The 17,295-nt window shown below is 34.7% G+C and carries 17 protein-coding genes; 4 read left to right on the top strand and 13 right to left on the bottom strand.

What is annotated here, in order from left to right:
• The first annotated feature begins 34 nt into the window (after positions 1-34).
• A complete protein-coding gene (locus tag AC3E9W_RS09715) occupies positions 35-1,213 on the top strand; it encodes an AIR synthase related protein (RefSeq protein WP_488768196.1) in 1,179 nt (392 codons plus the stop codon).
• A gap of 150 nt (positions 1,214-1,363) precedes the next feature.
• Positions 1,364-1,720: a hypothetical protein gene (locus tag AC3E9W_RS09710; RefSeq protein WP_456893530.1), complete on the top strand. Its 357-nt coding sequence runs from the start codon at positions 1,364-1,366 to the stop codon at positions 1,718-1,720.
• Between the two features lie 74 nt (positions 1,721-1,794).
• Here AC3E9W_RS09710 and AC3E9W_RS09705 read toward each other — a convergent pair whose 3' ends face one another.
• Positions 1,795-2,418 (bottom strand): M949_RS01915 family surface polysaccharide biosynthesis protein, encoded by a 624-nt coding sequence (locus AC3E9W_RS09705; protein ID WP_488768195.1) that lies wholly within the window; start codon positions 2,416-2,418, stop codon positions 1,795-1,797.
• Positions 2,419-2,554: 136 nt separating this feature from the next.
• On the opposite strand from AC3E9W_RS09705, the gene AC3E9W_RS09700 reads away from it, so the two are divergent.
• Positions 2,555-4,888 (top strand): GH92 family glycosyl hydrolase, encoded by a 2,334-nt coding sequence (locus AC3E9W_RS09700; RefSeq protein ID WP_488768194.1) that lies wholly within the window; start codon positions 2,555-2,557, stop codon positions 4,886-4,888.
• Between the two features lie 188 nt (positions 4,889-5,076).
• Positions 5,077-5,520, top strand: coding sequence for a hypothetical protein (locus tag AC3E9W_RS09695; protein WP_488768193.1), 444 nt, complete (start codon positions 5,077-5,079; stop codon positions 5,518-5,520).
• A 283-nt stretch (positions 5,521-5,803) separates the two neighbouring features.
• Here the strand turns inward: AC3E9W_RS09695 and AC3E9W_RS09690 are convergent, their stop codons facing one another.
• The 12 genes from AC3E9W_RS09690 to AC3E9W_RS09635 all read right to left on the bottom strand — a co-directional run bounded on the left by AC3E9W_RS09690 (position 5,804) and on the right by AC3E9W_RS09635 (position 17,191).
• Entirely contained in the window at positions 5,804-7,660 is a 1,857-nt protein-coding gene (locus AC3E9W_RS09690; RefSeq protein WP_488768192.1) for a M61 family metallopeptidase, read from the bottom strand.
• A gap of 110 nt (positions 7,661-7,770) precedes the next feature.
• Positions 7,771-8,049, bottom strand: coding sequence for a DUF2805 domain-containing protein (locus AC3E9W_RS09685; protein WP_306156732.1), 279 nt, complete (start codon positions 8,047-8,049; stop codon positions 7,771-7,773).
• Between the two features lie 121 nt (positions 8,050-8,170).
• Positions 8,171-8,998: a sterol desaturase family protein gene (locus tag AC3E9W_RS09680; protein ID WP_488768191.1), complete on the bottom strand. Its 828-nt coding sequence runs from the start codon at positions 8,996-8,998 to the stop codon at positions 8,171-8,173.
• 113 nt (positions 8,999-9,111) lie between these two features.
• Entirely contained in the window at positions 9,112-9,351 is a 240-nt protein-coding gene (locus tag AC3E9W_RS09675; protein WP_306156729.1) for a GlsB/YeaQ/YmgE family stress response membrane protein, read from the bottom strand.
• A 44-nt stretch (positions 9,352-9,395) separates the two neighbouring features.
• The gene (gene aqpZ, locus AC3E9W_RS09670; protein ID WP_488768190.1) at positions 9,396-10,103 is read right to left on the bottom strand and encodes an aquaporin Z; all 708 of its coding nucleotides are present in this window, start codon (positions 10,101-10,103) and stop codon (positions 9,396-9,398) included.
• Between the two features lie 25 nt (positions 10,104-10,128).
• Entirely contained in the window at positions 10,129-10,485 is a 357-nt protein-coding gene (locus AC3E9W_RS09665) for a DoxX family protein (protein WP_306156725.1), read from the bottom strand.
• Positions 10,486-10,572: 87 nt separating this feature from the next.
• Positions 10,573-11,472, bottom strand: coding sequence for an EamA family transporter (locus tag AC3E9W_RS09660; protein ID WP_306156723.1), 900 nt, complete (start codon positions 11,470-11,472; stop codon positions 10,573-10,575).
• 220 nt (positions 11,473-11,692) lie between these two features.
• The gene (locus AC3E9W_RS09655; protein WP_488768189.1) at positions 11,693-12,817 is read right to left on the bottom strand and encodes a peptidylprolyl isomerase; all 1,125 of its coding nucleotides are present in this window, start codon (positions 12,815-12,817) and stop codon (positions 11,693-11,695) included.
• A 32-nt stretch (positions 12,818-12,849) separates the two neighbouring features.
• Complete coding sequence (locus tag AC3E9W_RS09650; RefSeq protein WP_488768188.1) at positions 12,850-13,926, bottom strand: peptidylprolyl isomerase; 1,077 nt, start codon at positions 13,924-13,926, stop codon at positions 12,850-12,852.
• A 14-nt stretch (positions 13,927-13,940) separates the two neighbouring features.
• The gene (gldI, locus tag AC3E9W_RS09645; RefSeq protein WP_306156718.1) at positions 13,941-14,597 is read right to left on the bottom strand and encodes a gliding motility-associated peptidyl-prolyl isomerase GldI; all 657 of its coding nucleotides are present in this window, start codon (positions 14,595-14,597) and stop codon (positions 13,941-13,943) included.
• 8 nt (positions 14,598-14,605) lie between these two features.
• The gene (locus AC3E9W_RS09640; protein ID WP_488768187.1) at positions 14,606-15,613 is read right to left on the bottom strand and encodes a DHH family phosphoesterase; all 1,008 of its coding nucleotides are present in this window, start codon (positions 15,611-15,613) and stop codon (positions 14,606-14,608) included.
• Between the two features lie 321 nt (positions 15,614-15,934).
• Positions 15,935-17,191, bottom strand: a complete 1,257-nt coding sequence (locus AC3E9W_RS09635) for a voltage-gated chloride channel family protein (protein ID WP_488768186.1) — start codon at positions 17,189-17,191, stop codon at positions 15,935-15,937.
• Between the last annotated feature and the right edge of the window lie 104 nt (positions 17,192-17,295).

Below are 17,295 nucleotides of genomic sequence, written 5' to 3'. Positions count from 1 at the left end.
TATCTTTGCACCACATCAACACAAACTAATTTTCATGAGTTCAGATTCTAGCAAAAGATATGCACAAAGAGGTGTTTCGGCATCAAAAGAAGACGTACATAACGCTATAAAAAATATTGACAAAGGTTTATTTCCGCAGGCATTCTGCAAAATTGTTCCAGATTATTTAACGCAAGATGAGGAGCACTGCCTTATTATGCATGCTGATGGAGCAGGTACAAAGTCGTCTTTGGCGTATATGTATTGGAAAGAAACTGGAGATCTTTCTGTTTGGAAAGGAATCGCTCAAGATGCTTTAATCATGAATATTGACGATTTATTGTGTGTAGGTGCAACAGACAATATCTTACTTTCTTCAACTATTGGAAGAAATAAAAACTTAATTCCTGCCGAAGTAATTTCTGCAATTATCAACGGAACAGAAGAATTAATAAATGAATTAAAATCATTTGGAGTTACTATTCATTCAACAGGAGGAGAAACAGCCGATGTTGGTGATGTAGTTCGTACTATTATTGTCGACTCGACAGTTACCGCACGCATGAAACGCAGCGATGTTGTAGATAATGCAAATATTAAAGCTGGAGACGTAATTGTAGGTTTGGCTTCTTTCGGACAAGCTTCTTATGAAAAAGGGTATAACGGTGGAATGGGAAGCAACGGACTTACTTCTGCACGTCACGACGTTTTCGGAAAATATTTGGCTAAAAAATATCCAGAAAGTTACGATGCAGCAGTTCCAGAAGAATTGATTTATTCTGGGCAGGTAAATTTAACTGATGAGGTAGAAAACAGTGCAATCAATGCAGGACAGTTAGTACTTTCTCCAACAAGAACGTATGCACCGATTATTAAAAAGATTTTAGATAAATATACTCCAGAAGATATTCACGGAATGGTGCACTGCAGCGGTGGAGCACAAACTAAAATTTTACATTTCGTAAAAGATTTACACGTTATAAAAGACAATTTATTTCCAGTTCCGCCATTGTTCAAGTTAATTCAAGAACAGTCAAAAACAGATTGGAAAGAAATGTATCAGGTTTTCAACTGCGGTCACAGAATGGAGCTTTACGTTCCGGAAAGTATTGCACAAGATATCATTGAAATCTCAAAATCTTTCAATGTAGAAGCACAAATCGTAGGTAGAGTAGAAGCAGCAGACGCTAAAAAACTTACTATTACAAGCGAATACGGAACATTCAATTATTAAAAAAAATATTTAAACCATATAAGTTATATAGGTTCATTTTAAATTTAAAAGGATTAACTGTCAGGCTGAGCGGAGTCGAAGCCACGTTCCAATTAAAGCCTTCTTTTATATTTTCTTATATCACTTATATGGTTTCAAAACACACATAGTATGTACGAATTACTTTTTTGGAGATATCTGGACGAAATTTACCTTAATAATCAGGAGGTTTATGAAGCTCTTCTTGAAAATGAAGAAGTAGAAGGTCTTGCTGTTCTTCAAACTGACGTAATCGTAAATAGAATCAATTCTGTTTTTTCTGACTGGGAAAGAGTTGATGAAAACAGCTGGAAAAATCCAAAAGGAAAAGGAGCATTTCAAGTTCTTACTACACCACAAAGCATCAAAATAGATTGCTACGGAACAGAAGGAAAAACCATGAATAAATTGGTTGAGATCATGGAAGAATTCAAATTGCCACTTTACGACCCGCAGGTTCCCGAGCGTTATGATGAAATGAGTGAATAAGAATTATGAATTATGAGTTATGGATTGTTGCTTATTAATTTCACAACTCACAACTCATAATTCATTAATTGAATCTACCCATCCTTCAAAATCAAATTCTGTTCTTTTCTCAATTTAATAACCAATTGATCCAAATACGTTTTTATTTTCTGAGGAAGCGTATTCCAATTCTGATCTTTTTTAAAACTTCTGCAATCGTCTAATTCACACTCAACAGCACGAATCACGTATTTTTTATTTTTATAAACCGTAATAATCTTTACGCGTCTTATTTCATCATATTCAGTTCTTGTGCCATAAACGATTACAGGATCAATATAGCCATCGTTATCAAGATCTTTTGTACTGCAGTATTTAGTCCAAAACCAAATGTTCGTTTCTTTCGGAACATAATCTTCAAGCAGATCATTAATTCTCCATTTTTCTAGAAATCCGCCGTGATCATTCATCACGCAAATTGCTTGAATTTTGGTATTTAAAGTATCTTTTTTAGAAATTGTTTTCTGATTTTCTCCTAAAACCAAATTGTATACACCGCCTTTATCACTAAATTCAAAAGCTCTGTAAATAGGAAAATCGGTTACGCCTTCAAGTTCGCGCTGTGAAATTTCCTGTTTGGATAATCTATGGCTTTCTGTTTTTTGAGAAAAAATAAAGGACGAATAAAAGGAAAGTAAAATTAAAATATATTTTTTCATGCTTTTGCTAGGCTTTTAGTATATCAAAGATATTTAAACCTTTTGAGTTCTGCTAAAATTATGTTTTTTAGAATAGAAATTATTGTATTTTTCTGAATTAAAACAACAACGAAGATTTCAAAGAAAAACAATAAAAATGATTACAATAAAACGCAGTAATTTTCTTCTCGGAGCTCTGATTTCGGTACTTTCCATAAATAATGCAGTAGGACAGAAGAAGACGGCAGAAAAGCAAAATCTTATTCAATATGTCGACCCAATGATCGGCACAGCAAAAATGGGGCATACCTATCCTGGTGCAACAGTTCCGTTTGGAAGCGTACAATTAAGTCCGGAAACCGATACAATTGCCTACAGTTTAAACGGAAAATATAACGGTGAAGTTTATAAATACTGTGCTGGCTATCAGTATGAAGATAAAACCATTGTCGGTTTCAGCCATACCCATTTCAGCGGAACTGGACATTCCGATTTGGGCGATTTCTTAATTATGCCGACAACAGGAAAACTGCAATTGAATCCAGGTGTAGCCTCAAAACCATTGTCGGGTTATAGATCAGCATTCTCACATTCGACAGAAAAAGCAGAACCCGCTTATTACAGCGTTTTGTTGGAGGATCATAAAATTAAAGCAGAATTGACGGCAACAACTCGAGTGGGAATGCATCAGTATACTTTTCCAAAATCTAATGAAGCGCATATTATCCTCGATTTGACTTCGGGAATTTACAATTACGACAAAAAGAATGTTTGGACATTTGTTCGTGTAGAAAACGATACTTTAATAACAGGTTACCGTCAGACCAATGGTTGGGCGAGAACCCGAACGGTTTATTTTGCCATGTCATTCAGTAAGCCCATCAAAAGTTACGGACAAGCTGCTCAGGAAAAAAGTGTTTATAGAGGCTTTTGGGGAAGATTTGACCAAACGAAAAACTTCCCAGAAATGGCAGGACAAAACTTAAAATTGTTCTTTGATTTTGATACTAATGAAGGCGAAAAAATCAAAATAAAAATGGCATTATCGCCAGTGAGTTCTGCTGGAGCTTTAGAAAATATGAAAAAAGAAACGCCTGACTGGGATTTCGAAAAAGTAAAAAAACAAAGTCAGGAAGTTTGGAATAAAGAATTGAATAAAATTCAGATCGAAACTATTCAAAAAGAAGATTTGGTGAACTTTTATACCGCAATGTATCACGCTTTTCTAGGTCCAACAGAATACATGGATTTGGATCGAAATTATAAAGGTCTCGATATGAATGTTCATAAAGCTGAAAATTTTACCAACTATACCAGTTATTCGCTTTGGGATACCTATCGCGCTTTGCATCCATTATTTAATATTGTTCAGCCGAAAAGAAATGCTGATATGGTGAGTTCAATGCTCGCACACTCAGACCAGAGTGTACATAAAATGTTGCCAATTTGGTCGCATTATGCCAATGAAAATTGGTGTATGATTGGCTATCATTCGGTTTCGGTTGTGGCAGATGCCATTGTAAAAGGCAATATTTCTTTTGATGCAGAAAAAGCGCTTCAGGCCTGTGTAAATACGGCAAAAGTTCCGTATTACGACGGCTTAGAATATTATATGAATAAAGGTTACGTTCCAGAAGATAAAAGTGGCGCTTCGGTTTCTAAAACTTTAGAATATGCTTACGATGATTGGGCAATTGCACAAGCAGCAAAGAAATTGGGTAAAACTGATATTTATAATGAATTCATCAATAGATCGAAAAATTATAAAAATGTCTACGATGAGAAAACAGGTTTCATGCGTCCGAAATTGAATGATGGCACTTTCAAGAAAGAGTTTGATCCGTTAGATACGCACGGACAAGGTTTTATTGAAGGAAATTCTTGGAACTATAGTCTATATATTCCGCAAGATCCTGCTAGTATGATTAATTTAATGGGGGGAAACGAGAAATTTAAAGTCCGTTTGGATTCGTTATTTAACATGCATCTTCCAGATAAATATTTTGAAAACACAGAAGATATTACCCGAGATGGAATTATCGGAAACTATGTTCACGGAAATGAGCCTTCGCATCATGTAGTTTATTTATACAATTGGACAGATTCGCCTTGGAAATCGCAAGATAAAATTAGAATGATTTTGAAAAAAATGTACAGAAACGGTGCCGATGGCTTGGGCGGAAATGACGATTTCGGGCAAATGAGCGCTTGGTACATTTTCAGCAGTTTAGGATTTTATCCAGTCGCACCAGGTTCTGATGAATACGCTTTAGGAAGTCCGTTATTGAAAAACGCTGTTTTAAATTTAGAAAACGGGAAAACTTTTGAAGTTACAACAGTGAATCAATCCGATAAAAATGTGTTTGTTTCAAAAGTGCTTTTGAATGGAAAAGAACTTTCTAAACCTTTCTTAAAACATGAAGATGTTATGAATGGTGGAAAAATTACTTTTTATATGACTTCAAAACCAAATAAAAGTTATGGATTATAAATTATGAATGTTGCCGTGATGTCACCCTGAGCGGAGTCGAAGGGCGTTCCAATTGGCTCGGGGCTTCTCCCGAAGTCTCGGGACGCTCAACCTAACAAGAGAGATGTAAAAATCGAGAAATTTGTGCAATTCGTGAAATTCGTGGCGAAAAAAAAGCGAAATTTGCATTCTAAATAAAGAAACGAAATATGAAAATAAATTTAAAATCAGGAATCGATAAATTACTTTTCGGAATGAAGCAGAACGATGTAACGGCTGCTTTAGGAAAACCTGATAAAAACTATAAAGACGAAGACGACAACGTAATTTTTGTTTACAATGCATTAAAAGCAAGATTGACATTCTATCAGGAAGAAGATTTGAAATTGGGTTACATTGTAGCATCTAGCAATGATCTAGAAGTTTTCGGATTCAAATTAATCGGAAGAAAAATTGCTCATGTAAAGAAAGATTTCGCTGCAAAAGGAATTACAAAATACAATCAAGAAACTTTTGATACTTTCGAAAATTACTTCAACGAAGACAATTGGTTTATCCTTCAAACGGAATTTGATGAGGTTGTGAAATTTGAAATTGGAGCAATCATCAACAGTAAGGATGAATTTGACTGGAAATTTCCTGTGAAGAAATAACGCAATTTTGTCATTCCGAGGAACGAGGAATCACACGCGAAGGTCGGCAAAGATTGGCGACTTCCTTTATGGAATTTCTAGTGCGATCCTTCGTTCCTCAGGATGACAAAAATGAGAATCGCTTTGACAAAAACGAAAACACAAAATTTGTCAGGCTGAGCGAAGTCGAAGCCCGTCATGCTGAATCACGTTGCGGGGCTTCGACTCCGCTCAGCCTGACAAAACAAAAAACCGATAATTATACGATTATCGGTTTTTTTTATGAGTTGCAATTAAAAAGAAATTATCCTTTTAACCATGCATTTTTAAGTTTCTCTTTTGAAGGATCAGTAGCTTTAAAAGTTTCAGATTCTTCGAAAGGCAATTTTACGGTTCCTTTAATAGTTTCTTCTTTAGTACCGCGTTTAACTTTTAAGGTAATTGGATCGTTTTCTTTCCAATTTTCACTTTCTGTAATCAAATCGTAAATGTTGTCTAAATTGTATGATTTGTTGTTTACCGCTAAGATTTTATCGCCACCTTTTAAATTCAAGTTTTTAAAGAATTCAATTGATTCTGAATCTGGACGAACTGCGATTTCTTTTGTTGCTTTATCAATTGTGATATATGGAGTTTGTCCTTTAATAAACGGATTTCCAGCTTTTTTCTCCGTTGCTTTTGTAACACCAACTTTAGCTAAATAAAAATCGTAAGGAATTGGAGTAGTTCCTGCAACATATTTATTTAAAAACTCACCAACTTCAGGATAGGTTAACAAAGTGATTTTTGCAAATAATTCATTATCATTAAACGGTTTTTCAACACCATATTCATCAGATAATTTATGCATTAAATCCAAAATTCCTCTTTCTCCATTACTTTTCTCTCTGATGATAATGTCGATGCACATACCAATTAAAGCTCCTTTTTGGTATACATTTAAGTATTGGTCTTTGTATGGCTGCTCTAATACATTTTTACTCATAACGGTAAATGACATTGTATCATTTAAACCTTTTGCTTGTTCAATTTTATCAGCAATACGAGTATAGAATTCAGCTTCATCAATCAAACCTTGGTTGATTTGGAAAAGATTTGCAAAATATTCTGTTACACCTTCATACATCCATAAATGCTCAGACATTTTTGGTGCATTGTAATCAAAAAACTGAATTTCTTTCGAGTGAATAGTTAATGGAGTTACGATATGAAAGAATTCGTGAGAAACCACATCTTTCATAGATTCTACCAATTTTTCTTTAGGCATAGATTCTGGCAAAACCACTGTTGTAGCAGTTGGGTGTTCTAAAGCCCCAAAACCATGCGCATCATCTTTTGCCATGCTTGATAAGTACAATAACACCGTATATTTTTTAGTAGAGTTTACCTTTCCTAAAAAGTTTTTCTGTGCTGTCATCATCGTTTTCATCTCTGGCGTAATGCTTTCAGCAGTATATTTTCCAGTAGGAGAGTACACCGCAATTAAGATATCCATTCCGTTTACATTAAAAGTAGTGTAATCTGGTTTAGAATACATAATTGGGTTTTCTACCAAAATCGCATAACGAGAAGTTGTAAAAGTATCAGAAGTATTGCTTGCATCTTGATCTGTCATAGAAGTAGCGCCCCAAAGCGTCTCAGGATGCGTAATCGTAACTTTGTACGGAACATCTAATTTATCTTGAAAATACCCAACAAACCCATGTGTGTTTACCATGAAATTTTTTCCTGCATCGATGTTTGTTCCTGCTGGTGAGAAAACGTCATCATTTCCAAATCCAGTTCCTTTTTCAGTATCGAAAGTGTCATTTACCAAGTAAGTGATTTTCTTTAAGGATTTTGCATTTGAGATAGACCAAGAATTATCGTCTAATCTCTTTACTGTAAGCGGATTTCCTTTAGCATCAAACGCTTTAAAGTCTTCTGAAAATTTCCCGTAATTATCTGTTGAATAAGTACCTGGAACGGTTTTAGGAATACTATAAACAATTTCCTCAGTTTTAATAGCAGGAGGCGTAACAGTTACCAAAACTTTATCGTCTTTAACATCGGTTAAATTGATATTCACTTCAACTATATTGCTTTTTGCGGCTCCAGTGCTCCCTGTTTTACAGCTCCAAAAAGTTACCGCTAGAGCTAAGGTGTAAAGTATTTTTTTCATTTGTATATGTTTAGTTAATTGTATTTGACACAAAAAGCATTAAAAAGTTACTAAAAAATCACATTAATTTTAAAGATAAAAAAAACTCCTGAAAAAACAGGAGCTTTATCTTAGTCTAATTTATTTTTTATATAATACTTTCCGTCCAAATCTTCATCAAAATCATCTATTTTTACTGGTTTTGGTTTCGGTTTGTTTGCAACTGCCTTCTTTTTCCACATCTCAAATTTTTCTGCAGGCATTTTCTTCTTCATGATTTCCAGAACTTCTTTTTCTGCTAATCCAAATTCTTTTTTTATAATTTCAAATGGATTTCTTTCTTCTAAAGCTAACGAAACAAGTTTTTCCGTTTCTTCCCAAGTTAATTCTTTGCGGCTACTCTTTTTCATCTCGTGAAAATTAATTCAAAATAGGGTGTTAATGATTAATAGATTGATTTTCAATTCTAGTATCAATATTATAAAAAAAAATAATACGTTGTTTCAGCAGAGTGCATTTTTTTTAATGATTTTAGCTGTTTTTGAAGGATCTTGATTTTTGAAATGGAATTTTTAATAAATTTTTCAATTGATTGTTTTCCTCGGGCAGCATGTGAGTATCTACACCGTATACCAGCTGATCTTTGGGTAAATAGGTAAAGGTTCCAAAAATTCTGTCCCAAACAGAAAAAATATTTCCATAATTACTGTCTGTATAAGGCAGAACATAATGATGGTGCACTTTATGCATATTTGGAGAAACGATAAAGTAGCTTAAAAAAAGATCTAGTTTTTCTGGAAGTGAAATATTAGCGTGATTAAATTGTGAAGCCACAACAGATAGCGACTGATAAAGAAAAACCATCCACATTGGAGTTCCCACAATTAGTACGCCCAAAGTGGTAAAAACAAAGCGGACAACACTTTCTCCTGGATGGTGTCTGTTTGCTGTTGTGGTATCAATCCAAGTGTCGGTGTGATGCACTAAATGAAACTGCCACAGAATTTTTACTTTGTGTTCTACCAAATGAGCCAAATAAGCGCCAATTAAATCCAAAAGCAGTAAGCCAAGAATGGTATAAAGCCAAATAGGCATTTGCGGAAGCCATTGCAGAATTCCAAAATTATGCTCGACAGTCCAAGCTGCGGTTTTTATTAAAATAAAAGCTAAAATAAAGTTGACCACAATGGTAGTAAACGTAAAAAAGAAATTTATTCCCGCATGAGGCCATTTTCTATATTGCATTTTGAACAATGGAAAACTGTTTTCGATGAGCCAGAAAATGGTAATACCGCCAACCAAAATCAAACTTCTGTGCGAAGAAGGAATTGTAGAAAAATAAGTGATAATGTCATTCATACTACATAATATTTGAATTGAAGTAAAAATTTCTTTCGGTTTTATCCAATAAAAAAGAGAAAACCAAATATAAATATATCTGATTTTCTCTTTAGAAATAATTTTTTAGAGTATTATTTTTTGATTAGGCTTATTATAAACAATAAAACCCAGGCACCTCCAACTGCGATTAAGATCTGCCAGAGAAGTCCGCCACCGCCAATACCAAGTTTGCCTGCAATCCATCCGCCGATAAATCCGCCGATAATTCCAACAATGATATTACCTAGTAATCCAAAACCTCCGCCTTTCCAGATTTGACCGGCTAACCAGCCAGAAATAGCGCCAATAAGTAAAAAATATAAAAATTCCATGTGTATGTTTAGTTTATTTTTGAGAATGATTTTTGAAAGCAACATTATGCTTCTGCATGATTTTGTAGTAAAGTTTTATAGAGAAAACCTCCTGCTAAAGCCCCGAGAATAGGAGCGACCCAAAACAGCCAAACCTGAGATAATGGTTCTCCGCCAACAAAAATAGCTTGTGACAAAGATCTCGCTGGGTTTACAGAAGTATTCGTAATTGGAATACTGATTAAATGGATTAAAGTTAAAGCCAAACCGATTGCGATGCCACAGAAAGGAGTATTTGATAATTTGTCTGTTGCGCCTAAAATTATTAGGATAAAGAATAAGGTAAGCACAAACTCAGCGATAAAACAAGCTTGTAAGGAATAACCATCAGGAGAAAAAGCGCCAAAACCGTTAGAAGCAAAGGCTCCAGCTTTTGTACTGTCAATTGCAAAACCAGCTTTTCCAGAAGCTATTGTGTATAAAGTTCCTGCCGCTGCAGCAGCTCCAACACATTGCGCAATGATATACGGAATAAGATCTTTGGCAGAAAACCTTCCGCCAGCCCATAAACCAAAAGAAACGGCAGGATTAAAATGACCTCCAGAAATGTGTCCAACAGCATAGGCCATCGTAAGTACTGTTAAACCAAAAGCCAGCGCAACACCCGCAAACCCGATTCCTAAATCTGGAATACCTGCAGCAAAAATCGCGCTCCCGCATCCACCAAAAACAAGCCAATAAGTTCCGAAAAACTCAGCAAATAATTTTTTCATAATAAAATAATTTAAATGGTTAATGTTAGAATGTATATTGGTATGCCCAATAAATTAAAACAAATTGTAAGGGCAAACGTACAAATAAAATCCATATTGGTAAACCAAAACCTGCTTTTTTATTTTCCAACATATACAAATTGGCAGGGAAAACAGCAATTAATAGCATTATAATTCCCCAAGCGGCATAATGTGTTGTAAAAGGCAGGATTAGAAAGATGCCCAAAATAATCTCGGAGGCACCACTTAAAATATTTATTAATTTGGGGTTTTTGAATGCGGGCGGAATGATTCTTATGTACATTCCAGGTTTTCTAAAATGATTTATACCAGCAAGAATATATAAGGAAGCCATTAGATATAAATGCCAAGGTAGAATCATGATAAATATTTGTTTATCACGAATTTATAAAAAAATTAACAATTATTGCATTACAGATCTTATTTTTTTAATAATGCCTGTTTGAAGTTATTTTTTAGGCTTGAAATTTACATTCATAATGATTATGGCAAGTATAATTAATACAATACCAATCCATTGAGAAAGGATTACTTTTTCGTTTAGTAAAACAAATGCCATCATTACAGAAACGGGCAGTTCAAGGGCAGAAACAATACTTCCCAATCCAATTCCAGTTAAAGGAAAACCTGCAGTCATCAAAAGTGGCGGAATAATAGTTCCAAACAAAGACAAAACAATTCCCCATTTCAAGAAAATTTCCATATTGAAAGCCGTTACTTGAGTTGCAAAAGCAAACGAAAAAACAATAACGGCGCCACCTAAAAGCATGTAAAGGCTTCTCTGTGCTGATGAAATTTCTGTAGCAACGCTATTTGCAGTAAACATAGTTGTAGTAAATGAAGCTGCAGCGAGCATTCCCCAAACTAAACCTCTCCAGTCTAGTTCGATGTCATTATTGATAATATTGGTCGCTAAAACAGTTCCAAAAAGCACTATACAAACCGCAATGACTTTTTGTTTTGAAGGAAGTTTTTTTTCTAAAATCATTTCAAGCAAAACACCCATCCAAACGGTTTGCATCAATAAAACGATTCCGATAGAAACAGGAATGTATTTTACAGCCAGATAATAAAATAAGCTAGTCATTCCTAATGAAGTTCCCGCAAGCATTAAACTGAAAATATTTTTAGGAGATGCTTTTACAGCAGTATTTTTATTTTTAATACGCTGAAAAAGGTTGATTAAAAGAATACCTAAAATTCCATAAATAAATTGTGAGGTCGTTACTTCTGCAGTTGTGTATCCTTCCGTATAAGCCATTTTTACAAAGGTAGCTAGCATTCCGTATGTGGTTGCTCCCAAGGCAACAAGAAAAACACCTTTTAATACATTATTTTGCGACGTCATAAATTATCTGTTTTAAAAAAATTAGCCGGCAAAGGTAAGTTATTTTGTTTAGGATTTCATTGTACTATGTTGAAAATAGTAATTTAATGACAATAAAATTCATTTTTAAAGTCTTGAATTAAGAATTCTTTAAAAAATGAAAACGCCGAAAAAGAGGAAAGCCATCAAAAATAATTCTGATGGCTTTTTATTGGTAAAGAACAAATGTTCTCTATTATAATTACTTAGGCTGATTTTGGTAGGTTTCAATTTCGAACACTAAAGTTGCATTTGGTGGAATTACACCGCCAGCACCTTTTTCGCCATAAGCTAAGTTTGAAGGCAGGAAGAAAGTTGCTTTTTCTCCGTCTGTCATCATATCTAGCGCTTCGATGAAACCAGGAATCATTCCTTCTTTTTTACCAACTGTAAAAGGAAAAGCTTTGTACCCGCCTTGAGCATCTCTGTTAGCATCATATTTTCCGTATGCTTTTGCTACTGGAGCCATGCTGCTGTCAAATAAGTTACCGTCTTCAAAATATCCCGCGTAGTGAAAATAGATGTTAGATCCTTCAGCACCTTTAACGCCAGTTCCTTTTTGTGTAACAACATATTTTAGACCTGTCGCAGTTGCAGTAGCTTTTGCTTTTAAGTCTTTAAAATAAGCCGCTTTAGCCGTTACTACTTTTTTAGCTTCTTCTTTTTTAGCAGCCTCTTTTTTTACATCATCGCTAAGAACTTTTAATGCATCAAATTTCTTTGCGGCTGCACCTTTGCGTGTAATAACGATTTTTGTCATTACATCATCTTGAACAATTTTGTTTACATTGTCCATTCCAGAAACTACATGACCAAAAATAGTATGTTTTCCGTTTAGCCAAGGAGTATCTTTATGCGTAATAAAAAATTGGCTTCCGTTTGTTGCTGGACCAGAATTTGCCATTGCTAAAACACCGCCTTTTTCAAATTTTAAATCGTCTACAAATTCATCTTTAAATGAATATCCTGGACCTCCAGAACCATTTCCGTCTGGATCACCACCTTGGATCATGAAGTCATTAATAACTCTGTGGAATTTTAATCCGTTATAAAATGGTTTTCCTTTAAGAGACGCTTTTACATTAGGATTTGTGCCTTCTGCCAAAGTGATAAAATTAGCCACTGTAACAGGAGCTTTTACATATTCTAGCGATAAAACGATATCTCCTTTTGTAGTAGAGATTGTAGCAAAAATTCCGTCGCCAGGATTTGCAGCAACCGCTGTTTTAGTTGTAGGTTTTGCTGCTGGTTTTGCAGCAGGCTTTTTAGTTTGAGCCTGAATATTTACTACTGCCAAGCAGAATAAAAAAAGAAATTTAAACTTCATTATTATTTAAATTTAAGTCTGTGATTAAATAATTACGGTTTCTCTAATAACTGAATCTCAAAAATGATGTTTGCATTTGGTGGAATAACTCCTCCAGCTCCAGTCGCTCCATAAGCTAAGTGAGAAGGAATAAATAAAACTGCTTTATCTCCAAATGATAGTTGCTCAATTCCTTCGATAAAACCAGGAATTAGGCCATCTTTTTTCCCTGCCTGAAACGGAATTGGCTGATAGCCGTTTTGTTCAGCTCTTGCAGCATCATATTTTCCAAAAGCTTTATTTACATCAGCAACGCTTGAATCAAATAAAGTTCCATCTTCAAGAAATCCTGAATAAGAAATATAAATTTGAGTTCCAATAGCTGGTTTTTTACCAGAACCTTTTTCTGTAATAACAAATTCTAAACCAGAGTTTGTTTTAGTTGCTTTTGGTTTAATAGAAGCATAATAAGCTACTTTTTCTTTCTGAACTTCAGCATATTTACTTTGTTCTTTTGCAATGTCAGCAAAATAATCGTGGAATACTTTTACAGCGTCAAATTTCTTTGCAGCTTCACCATTTCTGATGATTTTTACAGAAACAATATTATCGCCTTGCACTACTTTGTTTACGACTTCCTGATCTTTAGCCTCTACAACATGACCAAAAATAGTATGTTTTCCGTCTAACCAAGGAGTTTCGACATGCGTAATGAAAAATTGGCTGCTATTTGTTCCAGGTCCGTTATTGGCCATTGCTAAGACTCCAGCTTTGTCAAATTTTAAATCAGAGAATTCATCTTTAAATTTATAACCAGTATCTCCAGAACCTGTTCCTAATGGGTCTCCAGTCTGAATCATGAAACTTTCGATAACTCTATGAAATTTTAAACCATCAAAAAAAGGTTTCTTTTTAAGGTCTTCATGTGTTACAAACTCGTTTTTACCTTCTGCAAGAGTTACAAAGTTTGCAACTGTAATTGGCGCTTTTTTGTAATCAAGCTCTACAATGATGTGACCTTTGTTTGTTTCGATATCGGCATATAAACCATCTGGCAGATTACTGTGATCGTCTTTACAAGAATAAAATGAGCTTACGGCTATTAGTAATAATAAAATACTCTTTTTCATTTTAAGATATTGTTTTATTGAGTTAATGTGTCTTTTTTAGCTGGAGCCGCAGGTTTTGCAGCGGCAGGTTTTGGTGTTACGGTTTGTGAAGGCTGTGCTGCTGGTTTTGCAGTTGGTGCAGCCGGATCTGGAACAAAATTTCTAAGTGTTACAGTAACCATTAAAGATTCGTTTGTTCCAATTTTTTTGTTGTCACCGTGATATCCGTACGCCATGTGTGATGGAAATAAAAAAGTCACAGTTTCATTTTTGTGCATTCTTTTAATTCCGTCACGAAGCCCCATCATAATGTCTTGTTTGTCTACATAATAGGTTTGTGGACCAAGATCAGATTCGGAATAAATGACATTTCCTTTTATATCTTTCACTTCCATATTAAAGTAAGCAATATCGCCTTTTCTTGGAGCCAAAGTTTCGGTTGCATTTTTTTCTTCATAGCAAAACCAATAGCCTTTTGGAGTGGCATAATATTTTACTTTCGGATTGCTTTTGATTATTTTTTTAATGACATCTTCTTCATTTGCCACTAATTTCTTGTTTCGGTCAGCCGATTTTTTCATGAATGTTCCCGAAGCACTCGAAATAGGTCTTCTGGCTTCTTCAGGATGCTTACAGCTGATTGACAAAACAGCAATAAGCAAAGTGTAAATGCTAAGTTTTAGGTTATTCATGATTTGGACTATAATTTTAGTTTCTTTACTAAATCTTCAAATTTATTTACTGTTTCTTCCATCGAAACTTCCGATCTTCCGCCAGCTGCATTACTGTGTCCGCCGCCGTTAAAATGATCTCGTGCAAACTGATTCACATCAAAACCTCCTTGTGAACGGAAAGAAATCTTGATAATGCCTTCTTCTTTATTTTCGATAAAAATAGCAGTAAAAACAATATCTTTTATACTTAAGCCATAATTAACAATTCCTTCTGTATCGCCTTTAACATAATTAAAAGAATCTAGCTCTTCTTGTGTTAACGTCATATACGAAGTTTTATGATCTTCAAGTATCTTCATGTTTTGCAAAGCGCGCCCTAATAGCTGCAATCTGCTGAAAGAACTATTATCAAAAAGCAATACCGGAATCTGTGTATTTTCGACTCCTAAATCAATTAATTCGGCTATGATTCTGTGCGTGTTTCCAGTTGTTCCTGGAAAACGAAACGAACCAGAATCAGTAAGAATTCCTGTGTAGATGCAAGTTGCAATGTCTTTATCGATATCTTCTCTTTTGTTTAAGAAATCGATGAAATTATAAACCATCTCACAAGTCGATCCGTATGAAGTGTCTGAATAAGTATAAGCAGCATAATCATCAGGTTTCTGATGATGATCGATCATGATAAAAGTAGCATTCAGTTTTGCTAAAACATTCTCCATCATTTCGCCTGTACGGTGAAAAGCATTAAAATCAAGCGTAAAAATTATTTCGGCTTCTTCTAAAAGCTGTGTACAGATTTCAGTTTCTTTTTCGAAAATTTTTACCGTTTCAGATCCTGGAAGCCAAGCTAAAAAATTAGGAAAATCATTCGGAGCAATTACCGTTGCTTGATGATTGTTTTTAATTAAAAAATGGTATAAACCCAATGTAGATCCCATTGCATCGCCATCTGGCCCTCTATGCGGAATAATGACAATTTTCTTTGGGGTGGCGAGTAATAATTGAATCGCTTGAATATCTTGTATTTTCATAGTGTGCGAATTTACAGTTTTTAATGTAATGCTGAAAATATTTTTAGATCTCAGTGGTTAGTGGTCAGATTTTTTAAGTGGTCAGTGTTCAGATTGTTTAGTGTTCAGTCCTGTTATGGAATTTGGGATTTAAATTGTTGTGTAAAAGTAGAACGCAGATGACACGGATTCGCTATCGCAAAAACGCTGATTGACGCAGATTTTTTTGAATGTTTAAGTTCCTTAGGAACGATTTGTTTTGTAGCAACGGATTTTAATCCGTTGTAGTAGTTGAAGTAAATTAATTGGGATTTGGAATTTAAAAATTTGAATTTTTATTTTTTATAAATTCTGAAGTTCTTTCTTCTGAAACTTCTGATACAACTTATACTTCGCACCTTTCACAATCTGTGATTTGTAAATTCCAACAGAACCCGAAGAAAAATAAGCAATTGTGCAGGCAATTGCGATAAAGATACCTGGAGCAATTCCGAATAATTCCATTCCCATAACGGTGCAGGCAATAGGAGTGTGGGTTGCGCCTGAGAAAACAGCCACAAATCCGATTCCGGCTAAAAGAGCAATCGGCATCGGAATAACGGTTGACAAAGCACTGCCTAAAGTCGCGCCAACAAAAAAGAGCGGTGTAACTTCTCCGCCTTTAAAACCAGCGCCTAAAGTAAATCCTGTAAATAAAATTTTAAGCAGAAAATCGTACCAAGGGTTTGGATTTGAAAAGGAATCTACAATTACAGGAACTCCCAAACCAGAAAATTTAGTAAAACCGAAACCAGCAATGGCAATCGCTAAAACAATTCCGCCAATTACGGGACGAAGCGGAGGATGTTTAATGTTTTTTGAAAAAAGTGAACCCCAAAAGTGTGTGCTTCGCGAAAATAATAAAGCCGCAAATCCAGAAAGAAGACCTACAATTATAGTATAAAAAACGTTGTTTAAACTAAGTTCTGGAATTGTTGGAATGCTGTAATGCGTATGTTTTATTTGCCAAAATTCTACCGTAAAATAAGCAACGTAAGCAACTAGAAAAGAAAGTAAAATGCTTTTGAAATTGATTTTACTAAAATATAAAACTTCTAAAGCGAAAATTGCACCAGCTAAAGGAGTTCCGAAAACAGAAGCAAAACCCGCGCTTATTCCGAGAATGATTAAAATTCTGCGTTCTGCATTATCAAGTTTAAAAAGCTTTGTAAACTGATCGGCAATTGCGCCTCCCATTTGTACCGCAGTTCCTTCGCGACCAGCTGAACCTCCAAATAAATGTGTGAGCAAAGTTCCTAAAAGAACTAAAGGCGCCATTTTGAACGGAATGATTTTCTTGGGATCTTGGTATTCTTCCAATAAAAGATTGTTTCCTTTTGCAACAGATTCTCCCCAATAATAATAACTCAAACCAACCAGAAATCCGCCGAAAGGCAAAAGCCACACAATCCAATCGTGCTGAATTCTAAATTGCGTAACCCATTCTAAGGAAACTAAGAAAAAAGCAGAAGCCGAGCCAGAAAGAAATCCTATCAATACACAAATAACAATCCATTTAGGAATATCAAGAAGTAATTGTTTTGGATTTAGGGAAGTCATTTAGGATTGCTAAAAATAGTTTGCCACGAATTTCACCAATTTTCACGAATTAATATGTTTTAATTTTAAAAATAAAAAAAAAGAAATCTTTTTAAATTCTTTTA

The organism is Flavobacterium sp. 38, from assembly GCF_057799715.1.
The sequence above is the reverse complement of the archived record's forward strand: the minus strand, read 5'-3'. Positions and strand labels throughout refer to the sequence as shown.

What these genes read in the sequence shown, in the direction of transcription:
- AC3E9W_RS09695 (WP_488768193.1), top strand. Translation starts at nt 5,077, where the DNA reads ATGAAAATAAATTTAAAATCAGGAATCGATAAATTACTTTTCGGAATG.
- AC3E9W_RS09700 (WP_488768194.1), top strand. Translation starts at nt 2,555, where the DNA reads ATGATTACAATAAAACGCAGTAATTTTCTTCTCGGAGCTCTGATTTCG.
- AC3E9W_RS09635 (WP_488768186.1), bottom strand. Translation starts at nt 17,191, where the DNA reads ATGACTTCCCTAAATCCAAAACAATTACTTCTTGATATTCCTAAATGG.
- AC3E9W_RS09640 (WP_488768187.1), bottom strand. Translation starts at nt 15,613, where the DNA reads ATGAAAATACAAGATATTCAAGCGATTCAATTATTACTCGCCACCCCA.
- AC3E9W_RS09680 (WP_488768191.1), bottom strand. Translation starts at nt 8,998, where the DNA reads ATGAATGACATTATCACTTATTTTTCTACAATTCCTTCTTCGCACAGA.
- AC3E9W_RS09660 (WP_306156723.1), bottom strand. Translation starts at nt 11,472, where the DNA reads ATGACGTCGCAAAATAATGTATTAAAAGGTGTTTTTCTTGTTGCCTTG.
- aqpZ (WP_488768190.1), bottom strand. Translation starts at nt 10,103, where the DNA reads ATGAAAAAATTATTTGCTGAGTTTTTCGGAACTTATTGGCTTGTTTTT.
- gldI (WP_306156718.1), bottom strand. Translation starts at nt 14,597, where the DNA reads ATGAATAACCTAAAACTTAGCATTTACACTTTGCTTATTGCTGTTTTG.
- AC3E9W_RS09675 (WP_306156729.1), bottom strand. Translation starts at nt 9,351, where the DNA reads ATGGAATTTTTATATTTTTTACTTATTGGCGCTATTTCTGGCTGGTTA.
- AC3E9W_RS09655 (WP_488768189.1), bottom strand. Translation starts at nt 12,817, where the DNA reads ATGAAGTTTAAATTTCTTTTTTTATTCTGCTTGGCAGTAGTAAATATT.
- AC3E9W_RS09665 (WP_306156725.1), bottom strand. Translation starts at nt 10,485, where the DNA reads ATGATTCTACCTTGGCATTTATATCTAATGGCTTCCTTATATATTCTT.
- AC3E9W_RS09685 (WP_306156732.1), bottom strand. Translation starts at nt 8,049, where the DNA reads ATGAAAAAGAGTAGCCGCAAAGAATTAACTTGGGAAGAAACGGAAAAA.
- AC3E9W_RS09715 (WP_488768196.1), top strand. Translation starts at nt 35, where the DNA reads ATGAGTTCAGATTCTAGCAAAAGATATGCACAAAGAGGTGTTTCGGCA.
- AC3E9W_RS09690 (WP_488768192.1), bottom strand. Translation starts at nt 7,660, where the DNA reads ATGAAAAAAATACTTTACACCTTAGCTCTAGCGGTAACTTTTTGGAGC.
- AC3E9W_RS09705 (WP_488768195.1), bottom strand. Translation starts at nt 2,418, where the DNA reads ATGAAAAAATATATTTTAATTTTACTTTCCTTTTATTCGTCCTTTATT.
- AC3E9W_RS09650 (WP_488768188.1), bottom strand. Translation starts at nt 13,926, where the DNA reads ATGAAAAAGAGTATTTTATTATTACTAATAGCCGTAAGCTCATTTTAT.
- AC3E9W_RS09710 (WP_456893530.1), top strand. Translation starts at nt 1,364, where the DNA reads ATGTACGAATTACTTTTTTGGAGATATCTGGACGAAATTTACCTTAAT.